Raw genomic sequence first — 19,386 nt, 5'->3', positions numbered from 1 at the left:
GTTCGCGGTCGCGTCGCCGCAGTGCCGGCGCGAGCGTTCGTGTGACGAACCGCAGCCGCGCGTGACGAATCGCCGCGTTCGAAATCAGCGTGACGCGCGGCCACGCGCACCCCTAGACTCATGCGCGTGAATGTCCATCCGACACCCGATCCGATTCGCGAGATGGGGCGCCTGCGCGTGGCGTTGTGGGTGGTCGGAGGAGCGCTGCTCTTCGGCCTGCTCGAGTCATGGCAGGGCCGCTTCGTCTACTCGGACGTTCCCGCCCACCAGTTCTGGCCCGAAGCACTGGCGCGATCACTGCCGTCGTGGATCGCACTGGTGCTTCTGTGCCCACCGATCCTGTTTCTCGCTCGCCGGGTGCGGCTGGATCGTGAGCGCTGGCCGGTCGCACTGGCGATTCACGGACTGGCAGGAGTCGTGTTCGTGTTCCTGCATCTGGGCGCTTCGTCGGCGTTCATCAGCTGGTATCGGGGCGGCGACCCGTCCTTCGTTGTCGCGACTCAGATCATGCTCGCGCGCTGGGCGGTCGCCGATGTCTTCACGTACTGGGCGCTGGTCGGGATGGTGCAGGTGATGCACATCCAGGCCGAACGGCGAGCCCGAGAGGTGTCGGAGGCGGCGCTGCGGGCCAGCCTGTCGGAGGCCCGGCTCGCCGCATTGCGGGCCCAGCTCGAGCCGCACTTCCTGTTCAATACGCTGAACTCGATCTCGACGCTGGCGTTGACGGGGGAGCGCGAAGCGGTGCATCGGGCGGTTTCGGCGCTGGCCGAGTTGCTGCGCGCGATGCTGCGGGAGCATGCCGACACCTTCACGACGCTCGGAGCCGAACTCGCGCTGATCGATCGCTACCTCGAATTGCAGGGCATGCGATACGGCTCGCGGTTCACGGTCACGCGAGACATCGCGACCGACACACTCGAGGTGAGTGTCCCGAGCCTCGCGCTCCAGCCGCTGGTCGAGAATGCGGTCGAGCATGGCATCGGTGCGCGACGCGGTGACGGGCGGGTGTCGATCTCGACCCGCCGGGACGGGGAACAACTGCGGATCGAGGTGCGAGATTCCGGCCCCGGATTCCCCGCCGAGGTGTTGCGAGGTGAGCGCGCGGGGATCGGACTGGCGAACACCCGAACGCGGCTGCAACAGCTCTACGGCACCGTGTTTCGAATGGAGTGCAGCAATCCGGTCGAAGGCGGCGCGCTGCTCACACTCGATCTCCCGTGGCGCGTTCATCCGACGCGGGGCCTGGCAACCATCGCGGAGGCACGCCCATGATTCGCACGCTGATCGTCGACGACGAGCCGCTCGCGCGGCAGGGGCTGCGCCACTTGCTCGGCGCCGAGCGCGACATCGAAATCGTCGGCGAGTCGGTGGATGGCGGCGAGGCCGAAGAGGCGATCCGCGCGCAGCTCCCCGATCTGGTGCTGCTCGACATCCAGATGCCCGACTTCGACGGCTTCGAGGTGGTGCGCCGGGTGGCCGGCGAGCATCTGCCGGCGGTGGTGTTCGTGACCGCCCACGACGAGTTCGCTCTGCGAGCGTTCGAGATCCACGCCCTCGACTATCTGCTCAAGCCGGTCGCGCCGGGGCGCTTGCGCGACGCGATCGAACGGGTGCGCCGCGAACTCAGCCTCGACGAGCGGCCCGGCTCGCAAGCACTCGCGCGGATGATCGGCGGCCCTTCGAACGATGCGACGTCCGCGCCGCTGCGCCGCATCGTGGTCAAGGAACGAGACCGCTTCCTGCTGGTCCGCGACGACGAGGTGGCGTGGATCGAGGCGGCCGGTAACTACGTGGAACTGCACGCGCGTGGACAGTGCTTTCTGCTGCGTTCGACGCTCACGGACCTCGCCCGTCAGCTCGATCCCGAGCGCTTCGCTCGTATCCATCGCTCGACGATGGTGGCGATCGATTGCGTGCGGGAGATCATTCCCGACGGGCGTGGCGACTTCGTGGTCAGGCTCGATCAGGGAGTGGAACTGCGCATGAGTCGCGGTTTTCGCGAACAACTCCTGCCGCGCACCTGAACTGGCCCCGGCGGCCTGCACTTCACCACCGGGTCCCGCGATCCGCCCCGCGCGGCTTGTGGAGCCGGGCCCCGATCGCGAGGCTCGATGTTCACGAGCCGCCCCGCCGCCCGCCTCCTCGAGGAAACGTCCATGTCACGCCGCATCGCATTGCTGTTCCTGCTCCTGCTGGTCGGCTCCGCCCCTCCGGCCGCCGCCCAGACCTTCACCTCGATCGTCAATCCAGACATGACGGCGCACAACGCTTTCTCGACCGGCGGCGCGTGGGTGGACTACGACGGCGACGGCGATCTCGATCTCTACGTACTGACCGCCTTCACCGGCGATCGCAACAACGTGCTGTACCGCAATGACGGCGGCGACACTTTCGTGCGGGTCACCGATGACCCGATGGGGCAGGAGGCCTCCGACACGGTGTGCAGCACCTGGGCCGACTACAACAATGACGGGCTCCTCGACGCGTTCGTCTCGGGACTCGATCAGCACCACGGCTTGCTGTTCCAGGGCGCGGCACCCGGGATCCGGATTCCGAATACCGCAACCCTCCTGAGCGGCTCGGGCGTCAAGAGCACCGGATGCGCGTGGGGTGACTACGACAACGACGGCCACGTCGATCTGGTGATCTCGCTGCTGTCGGGGGTTCTCGGCATGTCGGGCGGCAACCGGCTGTTCCACAATCGGGGTGATGGCACGTTCGAGGAGGTCACCGGCGTGCCGCCGACCACGATCTCGGAATTCCATCACCACCCGACCTGGTCGGACTTCGACGGCGACGGCGATCTCGACCTGTTCTTCGCCACCGGCGCGGTGGGCAGCGTCGGCCCCGACTTCATGTACCGCAATCAGCTCGTCGAGACCGGCACGGCGACGTTCACGCTCATCACCGGCGGCGCGCTGGCGGGTGACTCACGCGACTCGCAGACGCTGAGCTGGGCCGACTACGACAACGACGGCGATCTCGACTGCTACGCGATCAACTACACGTCGGTCCCGAACCAGCTCTATCGCAACGACGGCGGAACCTTCACGAAGATCACCACCGGCTCGATCGTCACCGATACCGGACCCGCGCACGGGGTGACGTGGGGCGACTTCGACAACGATGGCGACCTCGACGTCTACGTGGCGCGCGATCTGACCACGGCCGATCGCCACTACCGCAACAACGGCGACGGCACCTTCACGAGCGTGACGACCGGAACTTATGTGACGATCGGGCGCTCGAACTACGGCGTCGCGGCCGGCGACTACGACGGCGACGGCGATCTCGATCTGTTCGCGCCGACCGCGCGCAGCGAGGGGCCGAGCCTGCTGTTCCGAAACGACCTGGCGAGCGGTGCCCACTGGCTCGAGGTGACGTGCGTCGGCTCGCCGGCGAACCGTTCCGGCATCGGCGCCAAAGTGAGGGTGCTCGCCACCATCGGCGGTACGCCGCGCTGGCAGATGCGCGAGATCTCGGCGTGCACGGGGTACGGCAGCCAGAACATGCTGGCCGCGCACTTCGGACTCGCCGAGGCGGGCAGCGTGGACTCGCTGATCATCGAATGGCCGGGCGGAAGCGTCGACCGGATCGCGAGTCCCCCGGTCGATACGGCGCTCACGATCGTGCAGGGTCGCGATCTGGTCGGAGTCGGCCCGAGGCCTCGAACGATGCCGGCGGTGACGCTGCGCATCGCGCCGAATCCGGTGGGCGCCAGAAGTTCGATCGACTTTCGCCTGCCGTCTCCCGGGCCTGCGATCGTCACGGTGCACGATCTGCAGGGGCGTGAGGTGATGCGATGGGCGGAGCGTCACTACGAGTCGGGCGGGCATCGTGTCACGCTCGACGGCGCACGCCTGCCGTCGGGCGGCGTCTACCTGGTGCGCGTTTCGAGCCGCGCGGGCAGCGCGATTGCGCGGCTCGTGCACCTGCGCTGAGGCCTCGGCGCGCCTCGCGCCGCCCCGCCCGGCTCTGATACCGTCCGCGGTTCGAAACCCGAACCGGAGGACACCCGCATGGCGTCGCGTATCCAGGCCAAGACCCCACTCGTCGAGATCGATGGCGACGAGATGACCCGCATCATCTGGGCGCTCGTCAAGGAGCGCCTGGTGTTGCCGTTCGTCGACGTCACGCTCGAGCGCTACGACCTGTTCCTGCCCGAGCGCGACCGCACCGACGACGCGGTCACCGTGCAGTCGGCCGAGGCGATCAAGAAGTACGGGGTCGGGGTCAAGTGCGCGACGATCACGCCGGACGCCGCGCGGGTGAAGGAGTACGGCCTCAAGAAGGCGTGGGCGAGCCCCAACGGCACGATCCGCGCGATCCTCGACGGCACCGTGTTCCGAACCCCGATCATCGTGAAGAACGTGCCTCCGATGGTGCGTTCGTGGGCGAAGCCGATCACGATCGGCCGCCACGCCTACGGTGACATCTACAAGAGTGCGGAGATGCGCATTCCGGGGCCCGGCAAGGTGTCGCTGGTCTATCAGCCGTCCGGTGGCGGTGACTCGCAGTCGCTTGCGGTGCACGAGTTCAAGGGCGCCGGTGTGGTGATGGGCACGCACAACCTCGAGTCGTCGGTTCGCTCCTTCGCGCGCTCGTGCGTGGCCCACGCGCTCGCCGAACGGATGCCGCTGTGGTTCGGCGCCAAGGACACCATCAGCAAGACCTACCACGCGATGTTCAAGGACGTGTTTCGCGAGGAAGTCGATGCACGCAAGACCGAGTTCGAGAAGGCCGGCATCAGCTATCAGTACATGCTGATCGACGATGCGGTGGCGCGCACCATGCGCCACGAGGGCGGTTTCCTGTGGGCGTGCATGAATTACGACGGCGACGTGATGAGCGACATGGTCGCCTCGGGCTTCGGCAGCCTCGGTCTCATGACCTCGGTGCTGGTCTCGCCCGATCACAAGTATGAATACGAGGCCGCTCACGGCACCGTGCAGCGCCACTACTACGCACATCAGAAGGGCGAGGCGACGAGCACCAACTCGACCGCGACGATCTTCGCGTGGAGCGGAGCGCTCGCGAAACGCGGCGAGCTGGATCAGACACCGGAGCTGGTGGCGTTCGCGCGTGCGATCGAGACCTCGGTGATCGAGACCATCGAAGGCGGCGTGATGACCAAGGACCTGGCGCTGATCGCCACGCCACGCCCGCAGGGTCACGCGACCACCGAAGGCTTTATCGACGCGATCGCGCAACGGCTCGCGACCAAGGTGTCCTCGGGACTGGTGGGGGCGGGTTCGTGAGCGCCACGGTGGCGATTCGCATCCAGTGGTTGCCGCATGGCGAGGGGCTCGAGCCGCCGTCTTACGCGACCGCCGGTTCCGCAGCCGCCGACGTCCGCGCCGCGGTGTCGGAATCGATCACCCTCGCGCCCGGGACGATCGAGATGATCCCGACCGGCTTCGCGCTCGAGATCCCGCCCGGCTGGGAGGTGCAGATCCGTCCGCGTTCGGGGCTCGCAGGCAAGCACGGCGTGACGTTGCCGAACGCACCTGCGACCATCGATTCGGACTACCGCGGCGAGATTCGCGTGGCGCTCATCAACCTGGGTCGCGAGCCGTTCGTGGTCGAACGCGGCATGCGCATCGCGCAGATGCTGCCGGCGCCGGTCACGCGCATCGCGTTCGAAGCGGTACGCGAGCTGACCACCACCGTGCGTGGAGCCGGAGGCTTCGGGCACAGCGGGGTGTGAGCGGAGTGAGGTGTCGCTCCGCGCGCTGCGTCGAGTTTCGGCTACGCTGCGCGCCATGAATCCAGCTCCCGGACTGCTCGGACTCAGCATCCGGCAGGACCACCCCGACTTCCTCGACCTGCCGTGGGGTCTGCCGCTCGCCCGCTGGGCGGAGCGAACCGCTCGCATCGTGCAGGTGCCGCGCGGCCTGTCGCGCCACGAGGTGGTGTTCGTGAGCTACGGCGCCGCGATCTACGCCATGAAGGAGCTGCCCGAGCACGTCGCGGAGCGCGAGTACGAAACCCTGAGGCGGCTCGAAGAGCGCGGACTTCCCGCCGTCCTGGCGGTCGGCTCTGCGCGGGTGTGGACCGAGGGCAGCGAGGAGGCGGGAGGCGTGCTGGTGACGCGCTTTCTCGACGGCTCGCTGCCGTACCGCGCGCTGTTCCGGCAGGCGGGGCTCGAGCGTTATCGCGACCGGCTGCTCGACGCGATGGCGAGCCTGATCGTGCGACTTCACCTGGGGGGGTGCTTCTGGGGGGACTGCTCGCTTTCAAACACCCTGTTCCGACGCGACGCCGGCGAGTTGCAGGCCTTTCTGGTCGACGCCGAAACCTCGGAGGTCCACGAGTCGCTCTCGGACGGCCAGCGCGAGCAGGATCTGGTGGTGCTGGAAGAGAACGTGGCGGGCGATCTCGCCGATGTGAGTGCCGAGTCGGGCGGTTCCATGGCCCCGGGCGCCGCCTCTGAAGTGGTCGAGGCGATCCGCGCGCGCTACCAGCGACTGTGGGGCGAGATCGCGCGCGAGATCGTGGTGGCGGCCGACGAGGGCTACCGCATCCACGAGCGCATCCGGGTGCTCAACGACCTCGGCTTCTCGGTCGACCAGGTCGAGCTGGTCGCGGCCGGCGGAGGCGATCACCTGCGGATGCGCACCATCGTGACCGATCGCGACTACCATCGGCATCAGCTTCACTCGCTGACCGGCGTGGTGGCGGGCGAGGAGCAGGCGCGGCTCATGATGCAGGAGATCCGCGAGCTGCGGGCCACGCTGTCGCGCGCCACTCGCAGCACGCCGATGAGCGTCGCGGCGTTCCACTGGCTCGACGAGCGTTTTCATCCCACGCTCGAACGACTCGCGCCGCTCGTCACCGCCGACACCGACACCCTGCAGCTCTACTGTGAGGTGCTCGAGCACAAGTGGTACATGTCGGAGCGAGCGAAGCGCGACGTGGGGCTCGAAGTGGCGGTCGCGGACTACATCGAGAAATTCGGGAAGTCCGCGAGCATCGCCCTCGAATCCTAGGAAACGGCGGATGGCCGCGACGAGAGGGAATCGAACCATGACCTCGACTGGAGTGCCCGAAGTGGATACGAGCGAGTCCCCGAGCGTGCGTGCGGCGGTCGAGCAGTTGCAGAAGCTGCTGGTCGAGGGCGAAAGACTCGAAGCGTGGGCGGTGCAGCGCCGCGTGTTCGCGCTCACGCATCGTCGCACCGTGGTCGGCGCGAGCAGCGGACGACTGGTGGTGCTGACGCGCGGGCTGTTCGCCGGCTTTCGCCATGAGGACGTGCGGTGGCAGGACTTGAAGGACGTGCGGCTTCAGGTCGGAGTGTTCGGAGCGGATCTGATCGTGCAGTCGCTGAGCAGCACCGATCTTGCGGTCGGTGGCGAGGCGACTCCTACCCTCCGACTCACCGGGCTTCGCAAAGAGCAGGCGCAAGCGGTCTACCGCATCTGTCAGGCGAACGAACAGGCGTGGCGCGAGAAGCGCCGCATTCGCGAGCTCGAGGAGATGCGCGCCCGCTCGGGCGGCATTCAGCTCGGACCCGGTCAGGAATTCGGGAGCGGCGCGGCTGCGGGCGGCGATCATGACCCGGTCGCGCGGCTCGAGCGCGCCAGGGCGATGCTCGCGAAGGGGCTCATCTCGGACTCCGAGTTCGAAGCGATCAAGGCGCGCGTGGTCTCGGGACTCTGAGGCATGACGTCCGGTGCGCGCGTTCGACGACTGCAGACCGCGGACGCGGCACTCGTGGTCCCGTTGCGACGCGAGGCACTGGAGACCGCGCCGCTTTCGTTCGGCGCCACGGTCGAGGACGACAAGAACCAGTCCGTGGAGTTCGTGCGCGCTTCGCTCGCGGATGAGCGCAATCAGGCGATGTTCGGCGGTTTCGAGAACGATCGCATGGTCGGCCTGCTCGCAATTCGCCGCGAGTCGGGAATCAAGCGCGCGCATCGCGTGGGCGTCTTCAGCGTGTTCGTCACGCCGCGCTCGCGCGGTCGCGGCATGGCGCGCGAGCTGCTCGACGCCGCGATCGCACAGGTCCGCGCGTGGGGCGACGTCACGCAGCTCGAACTCGGCGTCACCGACGCGGCGCCCGGTGCCAGGCGCATGTACGAAGCCGCGGGGTTTCGCGAGTGGGGCCGCGAACCGCGCGCGATCCGGCACCAGGGCCGCTATGTCGACATGTTCAAGCTCGCGCTCGCGATCGACGTCGGAGTTTCGACGCCCCCCGAGTGACGCGCTGACCCGAACGCGCACGCGCCACGAGCACTACTCCACGCGCTTCCCGACCGTATCGTTGCCGCCCTGTCGCAGCGTCATGGTCTTCATCCTGCCGTCGTCGCCGGGCTCGAACTCGATCTGCGCGTCGACCGCCGTGAGGTAGAACCGGGTCGGTGACTCGGCAAAGATCTCGAAGCGCGGCTGTCCGGTCGCCTGCGCGTAGACCTTCGTGTCCTCGCGCGCGACCGTGATCTTGAATTGCGGTGTGAGTTCGTAGACGCCGACGCACGCGTCGATCTGCGCGGGTGTGAGCGCCACGGTGATGCGCGCGTTCGGCAGCAACTCGTCGGTGCGGCGATAAGTCTGCTCGAGTCCCGACTGATTCATGACCACTCGATCGATCTTGCCGTCCGGTCCGCGTCGAAAGGTGAGCCGCGCGATGCGATCCACCATGCCGAAGGTGGAGTCCGAGGTCGGGAACAGTTCGAGTTCGCCGCCGCCCCTGCGTTGCGAATAGAGCTTGCGGTCCTTGCGCACGATCGCGCGCGAGGTCGCGGAGTCGACGGCATAGACGCCGACGAACCGATCGAGCTGTTCCGGAGTCATCGAATGGGCGCCGGGCTCGGGAAGCGGCTTGCCGACCGCGATCGCGGTGAGCTTCGCCGCCAGGAAGTCGGCATTGAACGAGGGGCTCTCGTCGTTCACGAGCATGGCGACGTAGAGCCGGTCGTCGGGGATGCGCACCACGTTGGCCAGGAAGCCGTCGATGCCGCCGTTGTGCTGCTCGATCCGGTGTCCTTCGTAGTTCGACATCACCCAGCCGAACCCGTAGCTCGACGACTTGCCGTCGGCGAGCGTGACCGGCGCCATGGTCCGCGCGAGTGACGCGGGCTTCATGACCTTGCCGGCGGTGAGCGCGTTGTCCCACTTGAGGAGGTCGTCGACCGACGAAACGATCGCGCCGGCCGCGAACGGCACCGTCATGCTGATCGGTTCGGCCGGAAGGCGCTTGCCGGCATCACGCCGGTAGCCGCGCGTCTCGTTCGCAGAGGCAGGCTCGTCGGTGCCGTATCGGGAGTGGGTCATGCCGATCGGAGCGAAGATCTGAGACTCGAGGCACTGTGCGTAGGTGCGGCCCGTCACTTTCTCGATCACCGCACCGAGCAGGATGTAACCGGAGTTGCTGTAGGCCCAGCGCGAGCCGGGCTTGAAGCCGAGCGGCTTGTCCTTGAACTGATCGAGCAGTTGCTGCGAGCTGTGCGCTTGCTCGCGGCGCGCCATGAACTCGGGATTCGAAGTCAGGTCCGAGAGGCCGGCGGTGTGAGTCAGCAAGTGCTGGATCGTGATCCGCTCACCATGAGTCGGAAAGTCGGGCAGATACCGCGTGACGTCGGCGTCGAGGTCGAGCTTGCCCTGTTCGACGAGCTGCATGACCAGTGCCGAGGTGAACTGTTTGGTCACCGAAGCGAGGCGAAACTCCATTTCGGGCCGCACCGGCGTCTTGCTTTCGAGATTCGCGAGGCCGAAGGCGCGTCGATAGATCGGCTTGCCATTGCGCGCCACCAGGATCGCGGCACCCGGCTGGTCGGCGGGGAACAGCGGCACCAGCAGTGCATCGAGCCTCTGAACGATTGCCGCGTCGTTCGCGGCGGTGGGCTTCGCCGCGGCGATCGCCGCGGTTGCTCCACCCGAGGTCGTCAGGACGACGGCAACCGCGAGCAGCGCCAAGAAACGGGGGACTCGGAACGTGCGCATGAACGCCTCGTGGTTTCGAAGGGAATGATCCGAACGTGGGCCCTACGGGCCGCTCACGACACAGGTTGCAGCGTTTTGCGGACGTTGCCAACGTCGAACTCGACGAAGACGAGCTGCCGGTCACTGTGATCAGCAGGAGTCGGGTGCTTCACGACGGATGCCGCTCGCGACGCGACGCAGGTCGGCGAGCAGGATCTCCATGTCGCGCCGCGTCGTGCGGTAGTTGAGCACGCATCCACGCAGGCTGAAGCGCCCGCCGAGGCCGGCGTTCGACAGGTAGGAGCTGCCGTCGCGCTGCAGCGCCACCAGCAGTCGCTCATTCAACGCATCGAGTTCCCGATCGAGCCGCGCACGCTCGACCGCATCGGAGCGGTCGAGCGCCATGCGCATCGCGGCCGGCACGTAGCGAAAGCAGAAGATCGAAAGCTCGACCGGAGCGAGCATCTCGAAGTCCTCGCTCGCTTCGACGAGACGTTCGAAGTGGCGGGCGCAGTCGATATTCGCCTCGATCGCCTCGCCGAGCGCGCGCACGCCGACACAGCGGAGCAGGGCCCACACCTTGAGCGCGCGGAACCGCCGTGACAGTTCGGGGCCGTAGTCCCAGAATGCGAAGGTTTGGTCGGGATCGCGCTCCATGACGCGGGTGTACTCGGCGTCGTGGGCGAACGTGGCGCGCGCGGTGGAGGGGTCACGAAACAGCACGCAGCCGCAATCGATCGGAAGGTACAGCCACTTGTGGGGGTCGAGCGCGATCGAATCGGCTTCGCGCAATCCCACGAACCGTTGCCGAACCGACGGCGCGAGTGCCGCGAAGCCGCCGTAGCTCGCGTCGACGTGGAGCCACAGCCCGAAGCGTCGCGCCACTTCGGCCAGCGTCTCGAGCGGGTCGATCGCGCCGGTCGCCACCGTGCCGGCATTCGCCACCACGCAAAACGGCAGGTACCCCTCGCGCACGTCCTCCTCGATGCGGTCGATCAGTTCGTCGACTCGAACGCGAGAGCGCTCGTCGACCTCGATCAAGCGCACGTGGTCGGCGCCGATCCCGAGCAGCGCCGCCGCCTTGGCGATCGAGTGGTGGGTCTCGGCCGACGCATAGAGCCGCATCGCACGAGGTTCGGAGCGTGCGCCCGCGCGCGCCACATCGGTGCTCGCCTTCGCGCGCCGGGCGGTCGCGAGCGCGGTGAGATTCGCCATCGAGCCGCCGCTCACGAACAGGCCGGCGGCACCCGACTCGACACCGAGGATCTGCCGGATCCAGTCGATCGAGAGTCTCTCGATTTCGGCCGCGGCCGGCGCCGAGCGCCACGCCGTGACGTTTGAATTGAGCGTCGAGGCGATGAAATCGGCGAGTGCGGCGACCGGGGTACCCGGCGACTGCACGTAGCCGAACATGCGCGGATGCCCGCTGTGGCGGCTCATCGGCACCATCACTTCGTGAAAGGTGCGGAGCACCTCATCGAAGTCGGCGGGGCCTTGCGGCAGCGCCGAGTCGAGCCGCTCGCGAATCCGAGCCGCAGTGGTCGGCTGATGGACCGGGCGCTCGCGCAGGGTGGCGACGTAGCGCGACATCGCATCGACCGTGGCGTGGCCCCAGTGCGCGACTCGATCGGCGGGCGGATCGAGCGGCGAAGTGGAGTCGGCGGCGTTCGAATCCTGCGTCATCGGGAATCCTCACGCGAAGCGCGGCGGATGCGGGCGGAATCACAGTCGGCGGCGAGAGAATAGCCGATGAGTCATGCGCCCGAGGTCAGGCGCCGACGCGTACCCGAAAGGTCACACTGCCGCTCGCACCGGGAGCGAGCGCACCGGTCAGCGTCCATCGCACCGCGCCTGCCGCCCCGACCGCCGGCGAGACGGTCAGCCCGCAACCCGACAATCCGCTGCCGAGTGCTCCGCAACCGCCCGAGTCGAAAGTCGTCCAGGCGGGTGTCGCGTCGTTGATCACGATCGAGCTGAGCGGAGCGGGGCCCAGGTTCGTGTACGTGATGGTGTAGGTCAGCACGTCACCGGGCCGCGCGTTCGCCAGGTCGACGGACTTGGCGAGCCGCAATGCGCCGGCGTCGATCACAGTGGTGCGATCGCTGGTCTGCACCTCGCTCACGAGGATCGGCGCCGCATTCACGTAGCTCATGCTGGCGCTGAGCGTCACGAGTTCGGCCGCGCCGGCCGGAGCGCCGTTCGGAGTCGCGTGGCGCAGGACCAGGCACATCACCTGTCCGGTCGCGAGCGCGAGCGGCGAGGTGATCGCGGGCTCGCCGGGGTCGACCACGCCGTCGCAGTCGAGATCGCGAATCAGCGTCCATCCCCAGCCGGGCAGAGGTGGTGATGCGCTCTGCGTCGCCCCGAAGCTCACACTGCCGGTGCTGCCTGCCGTAAAGGTGTGCGCGTAGGCGACGCTCGATCCGGCCACACCGGCGCCGAGCCCCGGCGCGACGAGCTGGTTCGGCGGCACGTCACCGAATCCGAGCGCGGTGACCTCCAGTCCATTCACGGGCGTATGGGTGATCGCGTCGGTCGCGCGCGCGTAGGTGCCGCCGCTCGTGCCGCCGGTCCCGCCGGTCGAGAGCCACGTCACTGGATTGACCTCCACGATGCGCGCGCCGGGAGTGGCCGCACTCGCCGGCCACCACAGCGTGAAGCCGCCCGCGGCGTCCGACAGCGTGCTGTCGCACTGCCCGCCGGGACACGCGGTGTGCACGGCCCGCACGCACGCGCTGCTGATCCCGGGTTCACCGGGCTGAGCGACGCCGTCATTCGGGATGCCGCCAGCCGTGCCGTCGTCCCGGAACACCCGGCCGCTCGCGCGGCTGCCGAACCACAGCCCGAAGTTCTGATTCGCCACGTCGGAGGTCGCCACGTTCACGAGCCGGCTGCCGCTCGGCGCTTCGGTGAGCAGTCGCCCCGCGGGCGCGGTCGCCGAGACGTCGGTCGCACTGGCATTGTCGTCGAGCACCACGTTCCACGCACCACTGGTGACGAACCCGAAGGCGTAGGCGCCGCTCACCGCGTCGACGCTCACCACGTCGAGTGCTGAAGCGGGGCTCGCAACCGAGATCAGCTTGGCCCACAGCGTGAGTCCGCTGCCGTTCTCGCTCGCATCTTTCTGTGCGTCGTGGTCGGCATCGGCGTAGCCGAAGCCGCTCAGCGCGACGCCCGCGGTCACCGAGACGAGACCCGAGAACTCCGAGGTGTTGCTCGCGACCGTCGCGGTCGCGGTCAGCCGAACGCCGGGGCCGACCCCGCCGGGAACCGCGACCGTGAAGCGGAAGCGGTTGGTGTTGTCGCTGCCCTGATCGATGCCATTGACGATCGGGCCGTAGACGAAGCTCGAGCCGTCGAGATCCGCCCCCGAGCCCTCGACGAACGTACCCACGTAACTGTCGCCCTCGCCGAATCCGGACGGGTCGACGGCGGCGACGAACACTTCGATCGTCGAGCCGGGCCGCGCCCAGCCGGTCAGCGTGAACTGCCCGTTCGCGAGCACCGCGCTGTGAATGACCGGAAAGTTCAGGAGGCCGTTCGCTCCCGCGTCGGCGTCGTTCAGGTCATTGCGGGTTCGATAGGGCGTGGTGCCGGCGGCCGCATTGTCGGCCGCTGCCAGCAGATCGATGCCGAGCTGATTGCTCGCAGCGCCGCCGCCTGAATTGGTGAGGGTGCCGTTACCGCTCATGCGATTGCGCGTGATCGTATTGCCGCTTGCGGTCGCGCTCACCAGGATTCCGGCGCCGTAATTGTTCGTGAGCCGATTGCGATCCACTCGATTGCCGTTGCCGCTCATGCGCAGGCCCGGCGTCTCGGTGCCGGCGGTGATTCCGTTGCCGTTGCCATCGACGGTGCAGTTCTCGACCGTGTGACTTCCACCCGCACCGACCGCGTCAACGCCCGCGCCGTGATGCGCGAGAATTGCGCAGCCGCGAATCGTGGTGGTGGTCGCGCTCTCGAGACTCACGCCGTTGCGGGCACCGGTACCGATCGCATTGCCGCGGATCTCGCACGCATCGATCAGCCACCGGTCCGAGCCACCATTCAAGGCGATGCCGTTGCCGGCGCCGAATCCGACCAAACACCGTTCGATCACGCCGTCGTCGGCGCCCAGCACCCGCAGGTGGTCACCGGCCGAGCGGGCCGCGGCACCAGGATCGGAGAACGAGGAGGCGGTCGCGCCGATCGCGCAGTCCGAAATGCGTGTCCGGGAAGCAGCAGCCCCCACGCGCACGTCCGCGCTCGCGTCGCTGCCGCTCGCGAGCCCGAAGCCGTAGATGGCGAGATTCGCGATCGTCACGTCGGTGCCCTGCACGTCGAGTCCGATCGCCTGGCCGCTGCTGTCGACGATCGCGACTTCGGGCCGCGCGAGTGACGGCAGCGTCAGGCCGTCCACGCCGACGGTGCCGCCGGCGCCGATGCTGCCCGCAAGCGCGTTGCCGACGTTGGCGCTCTGGGTCGCGCCGTCGATGCGGGTGAAGGCGCCCGTGATCGAGGGGAGTACCGTGACCACCGCGATGCGCACCACGCCGCCGCTCAGGAGATTCGGCAGCCCCGCTCGCAGCCCCGGGTGGACGGCGCCATCGCTGACCATGAACAGGCTGTGCTCGGTGCCGGCCGTGAGTCCCGATTGCGCGAGTCCCCCGTTGCCGAGCGCGTTCGCGTTGATCAGGAACTGCGCAAGACTGCCCTGCCCGACGTCGCGCGCGTGAACCACGGTGTCGAAGTTGAATCCGAAGTCGAGCCCGGCGAGATCGGCAGTGCCGAGCGTGACCGGTGCGAGCGAGTGCGGCGTGGCGCTCGCGGACGTCAGTGCTCCGAGCGTCTGCGCGGTCAGATTGGGCGCCGCGTCGGGCAGCCAGGGAGACTCTCCACCTACGCGATTCACGTCGGCGAGTGCCGTGCCTGCGGCCGCCGTGGTCCGAAAGGTCTGCACCGGCAGCAGCCCCGCCACCGCGCCGGTGCGCGAGGACAGCACGGTCGAGCTGACCACGCGCACTTGATAGGAGCCGGGCGACCAGCCGTCGAATGTGAAGAGCCCCGCGGCATCGGTGATCGCGCCTTGCGCGAAGTTGCCGGCCGCGTCGTACAGCTCGACGCGCGCCCCGGGTCGCACCACCCCGGCCGCGGCGATCAGGCTGCGACCGGCGCCGCCGCCATAGTTCACGTCCTCGAACACCGTGCCGGCGATGCGCGGGGCATCGACGGTGACGACCGCGGGTTGATCGCCGGCGGTCAGCGTGTCGGAGTCGCTGCGAGCCGTGAGTGCCGCGCCGATCTGTTGTGCGATGAAGCTGTTCGAGGCCTGATTCGAAACCAGATCGGCGCTCGGGGTCGGGACGTTGATGCGGATTCGAAATCGCACGCTGGTTGCAACGGTGGGCGCCAGTGTGCCGCCCGCGGCCGCGGTCGCGCCGCTGCCGAGCCGCACCGTGACCCGGCGCGAGGCCGCTTCGTACTCGGCCTGATCGTCTCCGGTCGCGTCGCTCTTGGCACCCGCATTCGCGCCGCTCACCACCACGATCGAGCCCGGCACGTAGGTGGAGTTGGCGGGCAGCGTGTCACGCGCCACCAGCTGGGTCGCGTTGTCGTTGCCCAGGTTGCGCAGCTGCAGGGTGTATTCGAGCACGTCGCCGGGTTGTGCGGCGCCGCCGTTCAGGTCGGTGACGCGCTTCTGGAACGCGTTGCCGCTCACCACCGGCGCGTAGAGGTCGGTCGCGAAGGTGACGACGCCGGGGTAGTAGCGATCGTCGACCGAGCTGAGCGTGATGGTGGCGGAGGTGGCGTTGTTCGGAAGCACACCGTTCGCGCTGATCAGGTCGACGTCCCAGCCGAGCTGATTCACGTAGTTCGGATTCTTGGTCGTCACGTTGGCGCCGAGGCGGCTCACCGAGCTGTTGAAGAAATTGTCGGCGGGATTGGCGCCGTCGCTCAGGATCGTGCTGTTGAGCTGGAAGCGATCGCCGGTGAAGCCGCGATCGCCTTCGCCGGCCAGCACGCCGAGCCGTGAGTTGACGGCGCCGGCGGGCGGCGTCACGAAGCCGTTCACGGTCAGCGCGACGGTTGCACCGGGGGCGACCTGCGCGTAGCCGTCGAAGACCACCAGGTTGCGCGGCGGATCCGTCGCGAGGCCATAGGCCACGACGAGTCCCCAGCCGGCGAACACGTTCGTGGTGTTGTTGGTCGATTGCACGTTCGCGACGCGATAGAGGCCGTTGCCGCCCGCCTGCACCAGCGCGGTGACCTCACGAAATCCCTGGTAGACGGTGCCGCTCGCATCGAGCTGAGTCGCGGTCTGCGTGGCGTACGCCGCGACCGGAGTCGAGAAGCGACACTGATTGCGTGCCGCGGCGTTCGAATTGCCGCTCCAGTAGAGCCCCGCCCACAGCACGGTGGCGCCGGCCGGCAGGGTGAGCGTGGCGGTGCTCGAGCTGGTGGTGGTGCCGTCGCCATCCACGTCGACGTAGGTCATGGTGAAGTCGTTGTTGTTGAGCGAGGCGCCGGTGCCGTTGCGACCGTTCGTGCAGGTGCCGCCGCCGTTGCAGCTCATCAGCGTGTTGCCGATCAGCGTGACGTCGCCGTTGGTGTTGGCGGTGAAGCGCGTGCCGAACGCGCGGACGATTTGCGCGTGCACGAGAGATGGCGGCGCGACGAGCGCGCCGATCGTGCCGAACACCAGCGCCGCGACCACGAGGCGCGCTCTCATGGCGTGCCTCCGTTCACGATCGACTCGTCGAACTTGGCGCGCAGTCGCAGATACAGCCCCTGGCGCGTCCACGCTTCGTCGGGCAGGTCGGCGTCCGCGAAGCCGTCGTGATTCCAGCCCAGTGACGCCCACACGCCGCGGCCCAGATCGCGGCCGAGTTCGAGCCCGTAGCTCGACTGCCGATCGCGCCACGTGTCGGCGAATCGCATGCTGCTCGCGAGTCCCACGTCCCAGCGGGTGCCGAGGTCGTGTGCGAGCCGGCCATGAATCCACTGCGCTCGGCTGCTCGCGCCGAAGCCGGCCGAGCGCTCGTTGACGAGCTTGGCGGCGACGCCGAACGAGGCCTCGATCGCATCGTCGAGCGGCCCGGCCGCGTGCAGCGACAGAATGTTCGCGACCCGTCGCGCACCGCGAGTCTCGGTGATCCCGGTGGTCGGTTCCGCGACACCCACGCCCGAGGCTCCGAGCACGCCGGCGCCGCGATCGAAGTGGAGTTCGTAGCGGGACAGCGCGACCCATTGGTTCGCGAATCCCGGGCGGTACGAGAGCCCGATCTGCATGCGGTCCCGCACCCGCGTGCCGGCCGCGCGTTCGTCAGCGAAGTCGAGCGTGTTGCGGGCCAGCAGCGTGAGCGCGGCGTCGATGCGGTTCGCGAGCGCCATGGTGAGCAACGCGCGATCGCTCGCGCGCGAGGAGCGCAGCTCGAAACGTGCGCTGGCCTTGATCGCGGTGTCGCCGAGCGCTTCGAGGCCGCTCGTAAACGCGGTGCTGGGCCCGATGCGATCGTCGCTGATCGGATTGAGCCGCTCGAACCCGAGCGAGAGGCGCCAGCCGTCGCCGACCCGCCACGCCTGGCGCAGCCCGAACGCCGCCTCGGCCTCGCGCCCCGCGAGCGCGTTCGCGATCCGGTACTCGCTGAACACGTGCGCCTCGGTGGCGACGGCCGCATCGACGCCGAATACGGTGGCGAGGCGGCGATCGGTGGTCGAGAGCGCCGAGGGACCGAGCAGCGTGGAGGCGATCTCGTGTCGCAGGTAGACGCGTCCGCGGGTGTCGAAGCGGTACTCACCGCCGACCGCGGCGAGACGCCGGTCGAGCACGCGCACGTCCTGCTCGAGCTCCAGGTAGCCGCCCAGTTCGGGGCGTGTGGGCCACTGCGCACTCGTCTTCGCTCGCAGGGCCATGACGAACGGATCGTCGCTCGAGTCGCGGCGGAACTCGTCCGCGAAACGCACTCCGAACTCGCCGCGCGAGAACGCCGTGAGGCGGCGGTTCATGCCGAGCATCACGCTCGCCCGCCGCGCGTCGCCTTGCAGATCACCGGAATAGAGTCCGTCGGCGACCAGCAGTGCGGCGTCCGAGAGCCGTGCGTTCCAGCGCAGGCCCGCCTCGGCGCGGCCGGGTGCGATCCCGGCATTGTCGTTCTGGAACGTCGAGTCGGTGATCGCGACGTGGAACAGTCCCTGACCGCGACTGCTGGCGTGCTGGACCTCGAAGCGGCCGCCCGGCCCGCGCCGGCCGCCCGGAGTGCCGGCGATCGCGAACTCGCTCTCGACGCGGGTGGGCCCGAAGGTGCCGAGCGCGGTGAGCCCACGCAGCTCGAAAGGTTGCGCCGGGTCATGGTCGTCCACGTAGCTGCCGCCCAGCTCGAGCTTCGGGTGAACGTGGACGCGGGCGGCCGCCCCCGACACCCACGCCGGCTCGCCGCCGCCTTCACGTTCGTAGCTGGCGCGCACGAACACCGGGTGCAGCTCCGAATCGAACGACGGCACCGGGCTCTTGAACGTGAGCTCGCCGCGCTGATCGTCCAGCTCGTAGTCGACGAATCGTGCGTAGCTCTTGACGCTGCGCACCACCGCGGGCTGATCGCGATCGCGCACGACGATCTCGATGTGTTCGCTGTTGGGCACCACCGGAGCGCCCGCGAGACGATAGGGGCCCGAGGTGCCAAGTCCCGCGATCTCCTCGACCTGAGCACGCGCGCGTTCGCGCGAGCTGAACGCGTCGAACGACATGCGCGAGTTCTCGAGGTGCTGCTGGACGCCGGTCAGGCTGCGCTGATAGCCGGCCAGCTGACGCGGCGAACCGGCCGCCAGCGGCGAGAAGTCGCCGTACTGAAGCCACGCGCCCGAGCGCTCGATGCGTGCGAACAGGTAGCCGGTCGAGCGCGCGTCGTAGCCGTGCACGGAAGCGTCGCCGAGCAGCGGATAGCCTTCATCCGGCACCAGGTCGCGGGCGCGCCGTTCGTCGCTCGATCGTTCGGTGTCCCAACCGAGTGTGAGCAGCAGATCGTCGTGAACGCGTCCCTTGGCGAACACCGAGGCGCGCGCGCTGGCGGACGCCTCGCCGGCGGCGCTCGCATCTCGAAACTGCTCGATCGCGCGTTCGAAGCCGACTTGCCGACCGCCGCGCGCGCCGGCTCCGTGGCGGAGTGTGGCGAGATCCACCACGCCTTCGACCGTGCCGACCAGCAGCAGCGGTCGCAACTCGGGCAGGAACGCGAGCGTGGTTTCGGTGACGAGCGAACCGGCGCTCGCACGCAGGCGCGCCGTACCGGCATCCGATGGCGACACCAGCACCGCTTCGCCGACCCCGTTCTCGAGCGCGAGCTGCATGCCGGCGCGCGTCGGGTCCAGGTCGCCGCCTTCCCAGTCGCCGCGTTCGCTCTCGAGACTCACGAGCATTCGTCCGGCCGTCGGCACGCCGCGCGCGTCGAGTGCCCGCACCCGCACCAGCGCGCGCGTCCGGCCGTCGGC

Annotated in this window: 12 protein-coding genes; 8 read left to right on the top strand and 4 right to left on the bottom strand. The window is 68.6% G+C overall.

The window, feature by feature from the left end:
- Window positions 1-126: 126 nt before the first annotated feature.
- From HOP12_06120 to HOP12_06085, 8 genes are all read left to right on the top strand, one after another.
- Window positions 127-1,272, top strand: coding sequence for a sensor histidine kinase (locus tag HOP12_06120; protein ID NOT33733.1), 1,146 nt, complete (start codon window positions 127-129; stop codon window positions 1,270-1,272).
- Complete coding sequence (locus HOP12_06115; protein NOT33732.1) at window positions 1,269-2,024, top strand: response regulator transcription factor; 756 nt, start codon at window positions 1,269-1,271, stop codon at window positions 2,022-2,024. The genes HOP12_06120 and HOP12_06115 overlap by 4 nt, the downstream gene beginning before the upstream one ends.
- Before the next feature lie 132 nt (window positions 2,025-2,156).
- A complete protein-coding gene (locus HOP12_06110; GenBank protein ID NOT33731.1) occupies window positions 2,157-3,941 on the top strand; it encodes a T9SS type A sorting domain-containing protein in 1,785 nt (594 codons plus the stop codon).
- 78 nt (window positions 3,942-4,019) lie between these two features.
- Window positions 4,020-5,258: an NADP-dependent isocitrate dehydrogenase gene (locus tag HOP12_06105; GenBank protein ID NOT33730.1), complete on the top strand. Its 1,239-nt coding sequence runs from the start codon at window positions 4,020-4,022 to the stop codon at window positions 5,256-5,258.
- A gap of 8 nt (window positions 5,259-5,266) precedes the next feature.
- Entirely contained in the window at window positions 5,267-5,707 is a 441-nt protein-coding gene (dut, locus tag HOP12_06100) for a dUTP diphosphatase (protein NOT33729.1), read from the top strand.
- Window positions 5,708-5,762: 55 nt separating this feature from the next.
- A complete protein-coding gene (locus tag HOP12_06095; GenBank protein ID NOT33728.1) occupies window positions 5,763-6,989 on the top strand; it encodes a DUF4032 domain-containing protein in 1,227 nt (408 codons plus the stop codon).
- A 37-nt stretch (window positions 6,990-7,026) separates the two neighbouring features.
- Window positions 7,027-7,659: an SHOCT domain-containing protein gene (locus HOP12_06090; GenBank protein NOT33727.1), complete on the top strand. Its 633-nt coding sequence runs from the start codon at window positions 7,027-7,029 to the stop codon at window positions 7,657-7,659.
- Between the two features lie 3 nt (window positions 7,660-7,662).
- Window positions 7,663-8,202, top strand: a complete 540-nt coding sequence (locus tag HOP12_06085; GenBank protein NOT33726.1) for a GNAT family N-acetyltransferase — start codon at window positions 7,663-7,665, stop codon at window positions 8,200-8,202.
- 33 nt (window positions 8,203-8,235) lie between these two features.
- Here HOP12_06085 and HOP12_06080 read toward each other — a convergent pair whose 3' ends face one another.
- The 4 genes from HOP12_06080 to HOP12_06065 form a co-directional block, all read right to left on the bottom strand.
- Window positions 8,236-9,942, bottom strand: a complete 1,707-nt coding sequence (locus HOP12_06080; protein ID NOT33725.1) for a serine hydrolase — start codon at window positions 9,940-9,942, stop codon at window positions 8,236-8,238.
- Window positions 9,943-10,071: 129 nt separating this feature from the next.
- Window positions 10,072-11,604 (bottom strand): aminotransferase class V-fold PLP-dependent enzyme, encoded by a 1,533-nt coding sequence (locus HOP12_06075; GenBank protein NOT33724.1) that lies wholly within the window; start codon window positions 11,602-11,604, stop codon window positions 10,072-10,074.
- An 85-nt stretch (window positions 11,605-11,689) separates the two neighbouring features.
- Entirely contained in the window at window positions 11,690-16,630 is a 4,941-nt protein-coding gene (locus HOP12_06070; protein NOT33723.1) for a DUF11 domain-containing protein, read from the bottom strand.
- Window positions 16,627-19,386 (bottom strand): hypothetical protein (locus HOP12_06065; GenBank protein NOT33722.1); only part of this gene is annotated, 2,760 nt, incomplete at its 5' end. The genes HOP12_06070 and HOP12_06065, both read right to left, overlap by 4 nt.

It is taken from the genome of Candidatus Eisenbacteria bacterium (assembly GCA_013140805.1).
Lineage (GTDB): Bacteria > Eisenbacteria > RBG-16-71-46 > RBG-16-71-46 > RBG-16-71-46 > JABFRW01.
This window is presented reverse-complemented; position numbering and strand designations above follow the sequence as displayed.

Coding starts and splice junctions, on each gene's coding strand:
- HOP12_06075 (NOT33724.1), bottom strand. CDS start 11,604: ATGACGCAGGATTCGAACGCCGCCGACTCCACTTCGCCGCTCGATCCG.
- HOP12_06080 (NOT33725.1), bottom strand. CDS start 9,942: ATGCGCACGTTCCGAGTCCCCCGTTTCTTGGCGCTGCTCGCGGTTGCC.
- HOP12_06105 (NOT33730.1), top strand. CDS start 4,020: ATGGCGTCGCGTATCCAGGCCAAGACCCCACTCGTCGAGATCGATGGC.
- HOP12_06115 (NOT33732.1), top strand. CDS start 1,269: ATGATTCGCACGCTGATCGTCGACGACGAGCCGCTCGCGCGGCAGGGG.
- HOP12_06085 (NOT33726.1), top strand. CDS start 7,663: ATGACGTCCGGTGCGCGCGTTCGACGACTGCAGACCGCGGACGCGGCA.
- HOP12_06095 (NOT33728.1), top strand. CDS start 5,763: ATGAATCCAGCTCCCGGACTGCTCGGACTCAGCATCCGGCAGGACCAC.
- HOP12_06070 (NOT33723.1), bottom strand. CDS start 16,630: ATGAGAGCGCGCCTCGTGGTCGCGGCGCTGGTGTTCGGCACGATCGGC.
- HOP12_06090 (NOT33727.1), top strand. CDS start 7,027: ATGACCTCGACTGGAGTGCCCGAAGTGGATACGAGCGAGTCCCCGAGC.
- HOP12_06110 (NOT33731.1), top strand. CDS start 2,157: ATGTCACGCCGCATCGCATTGCTGTTCCTGCTCCTGCTGGTCGGCTCC.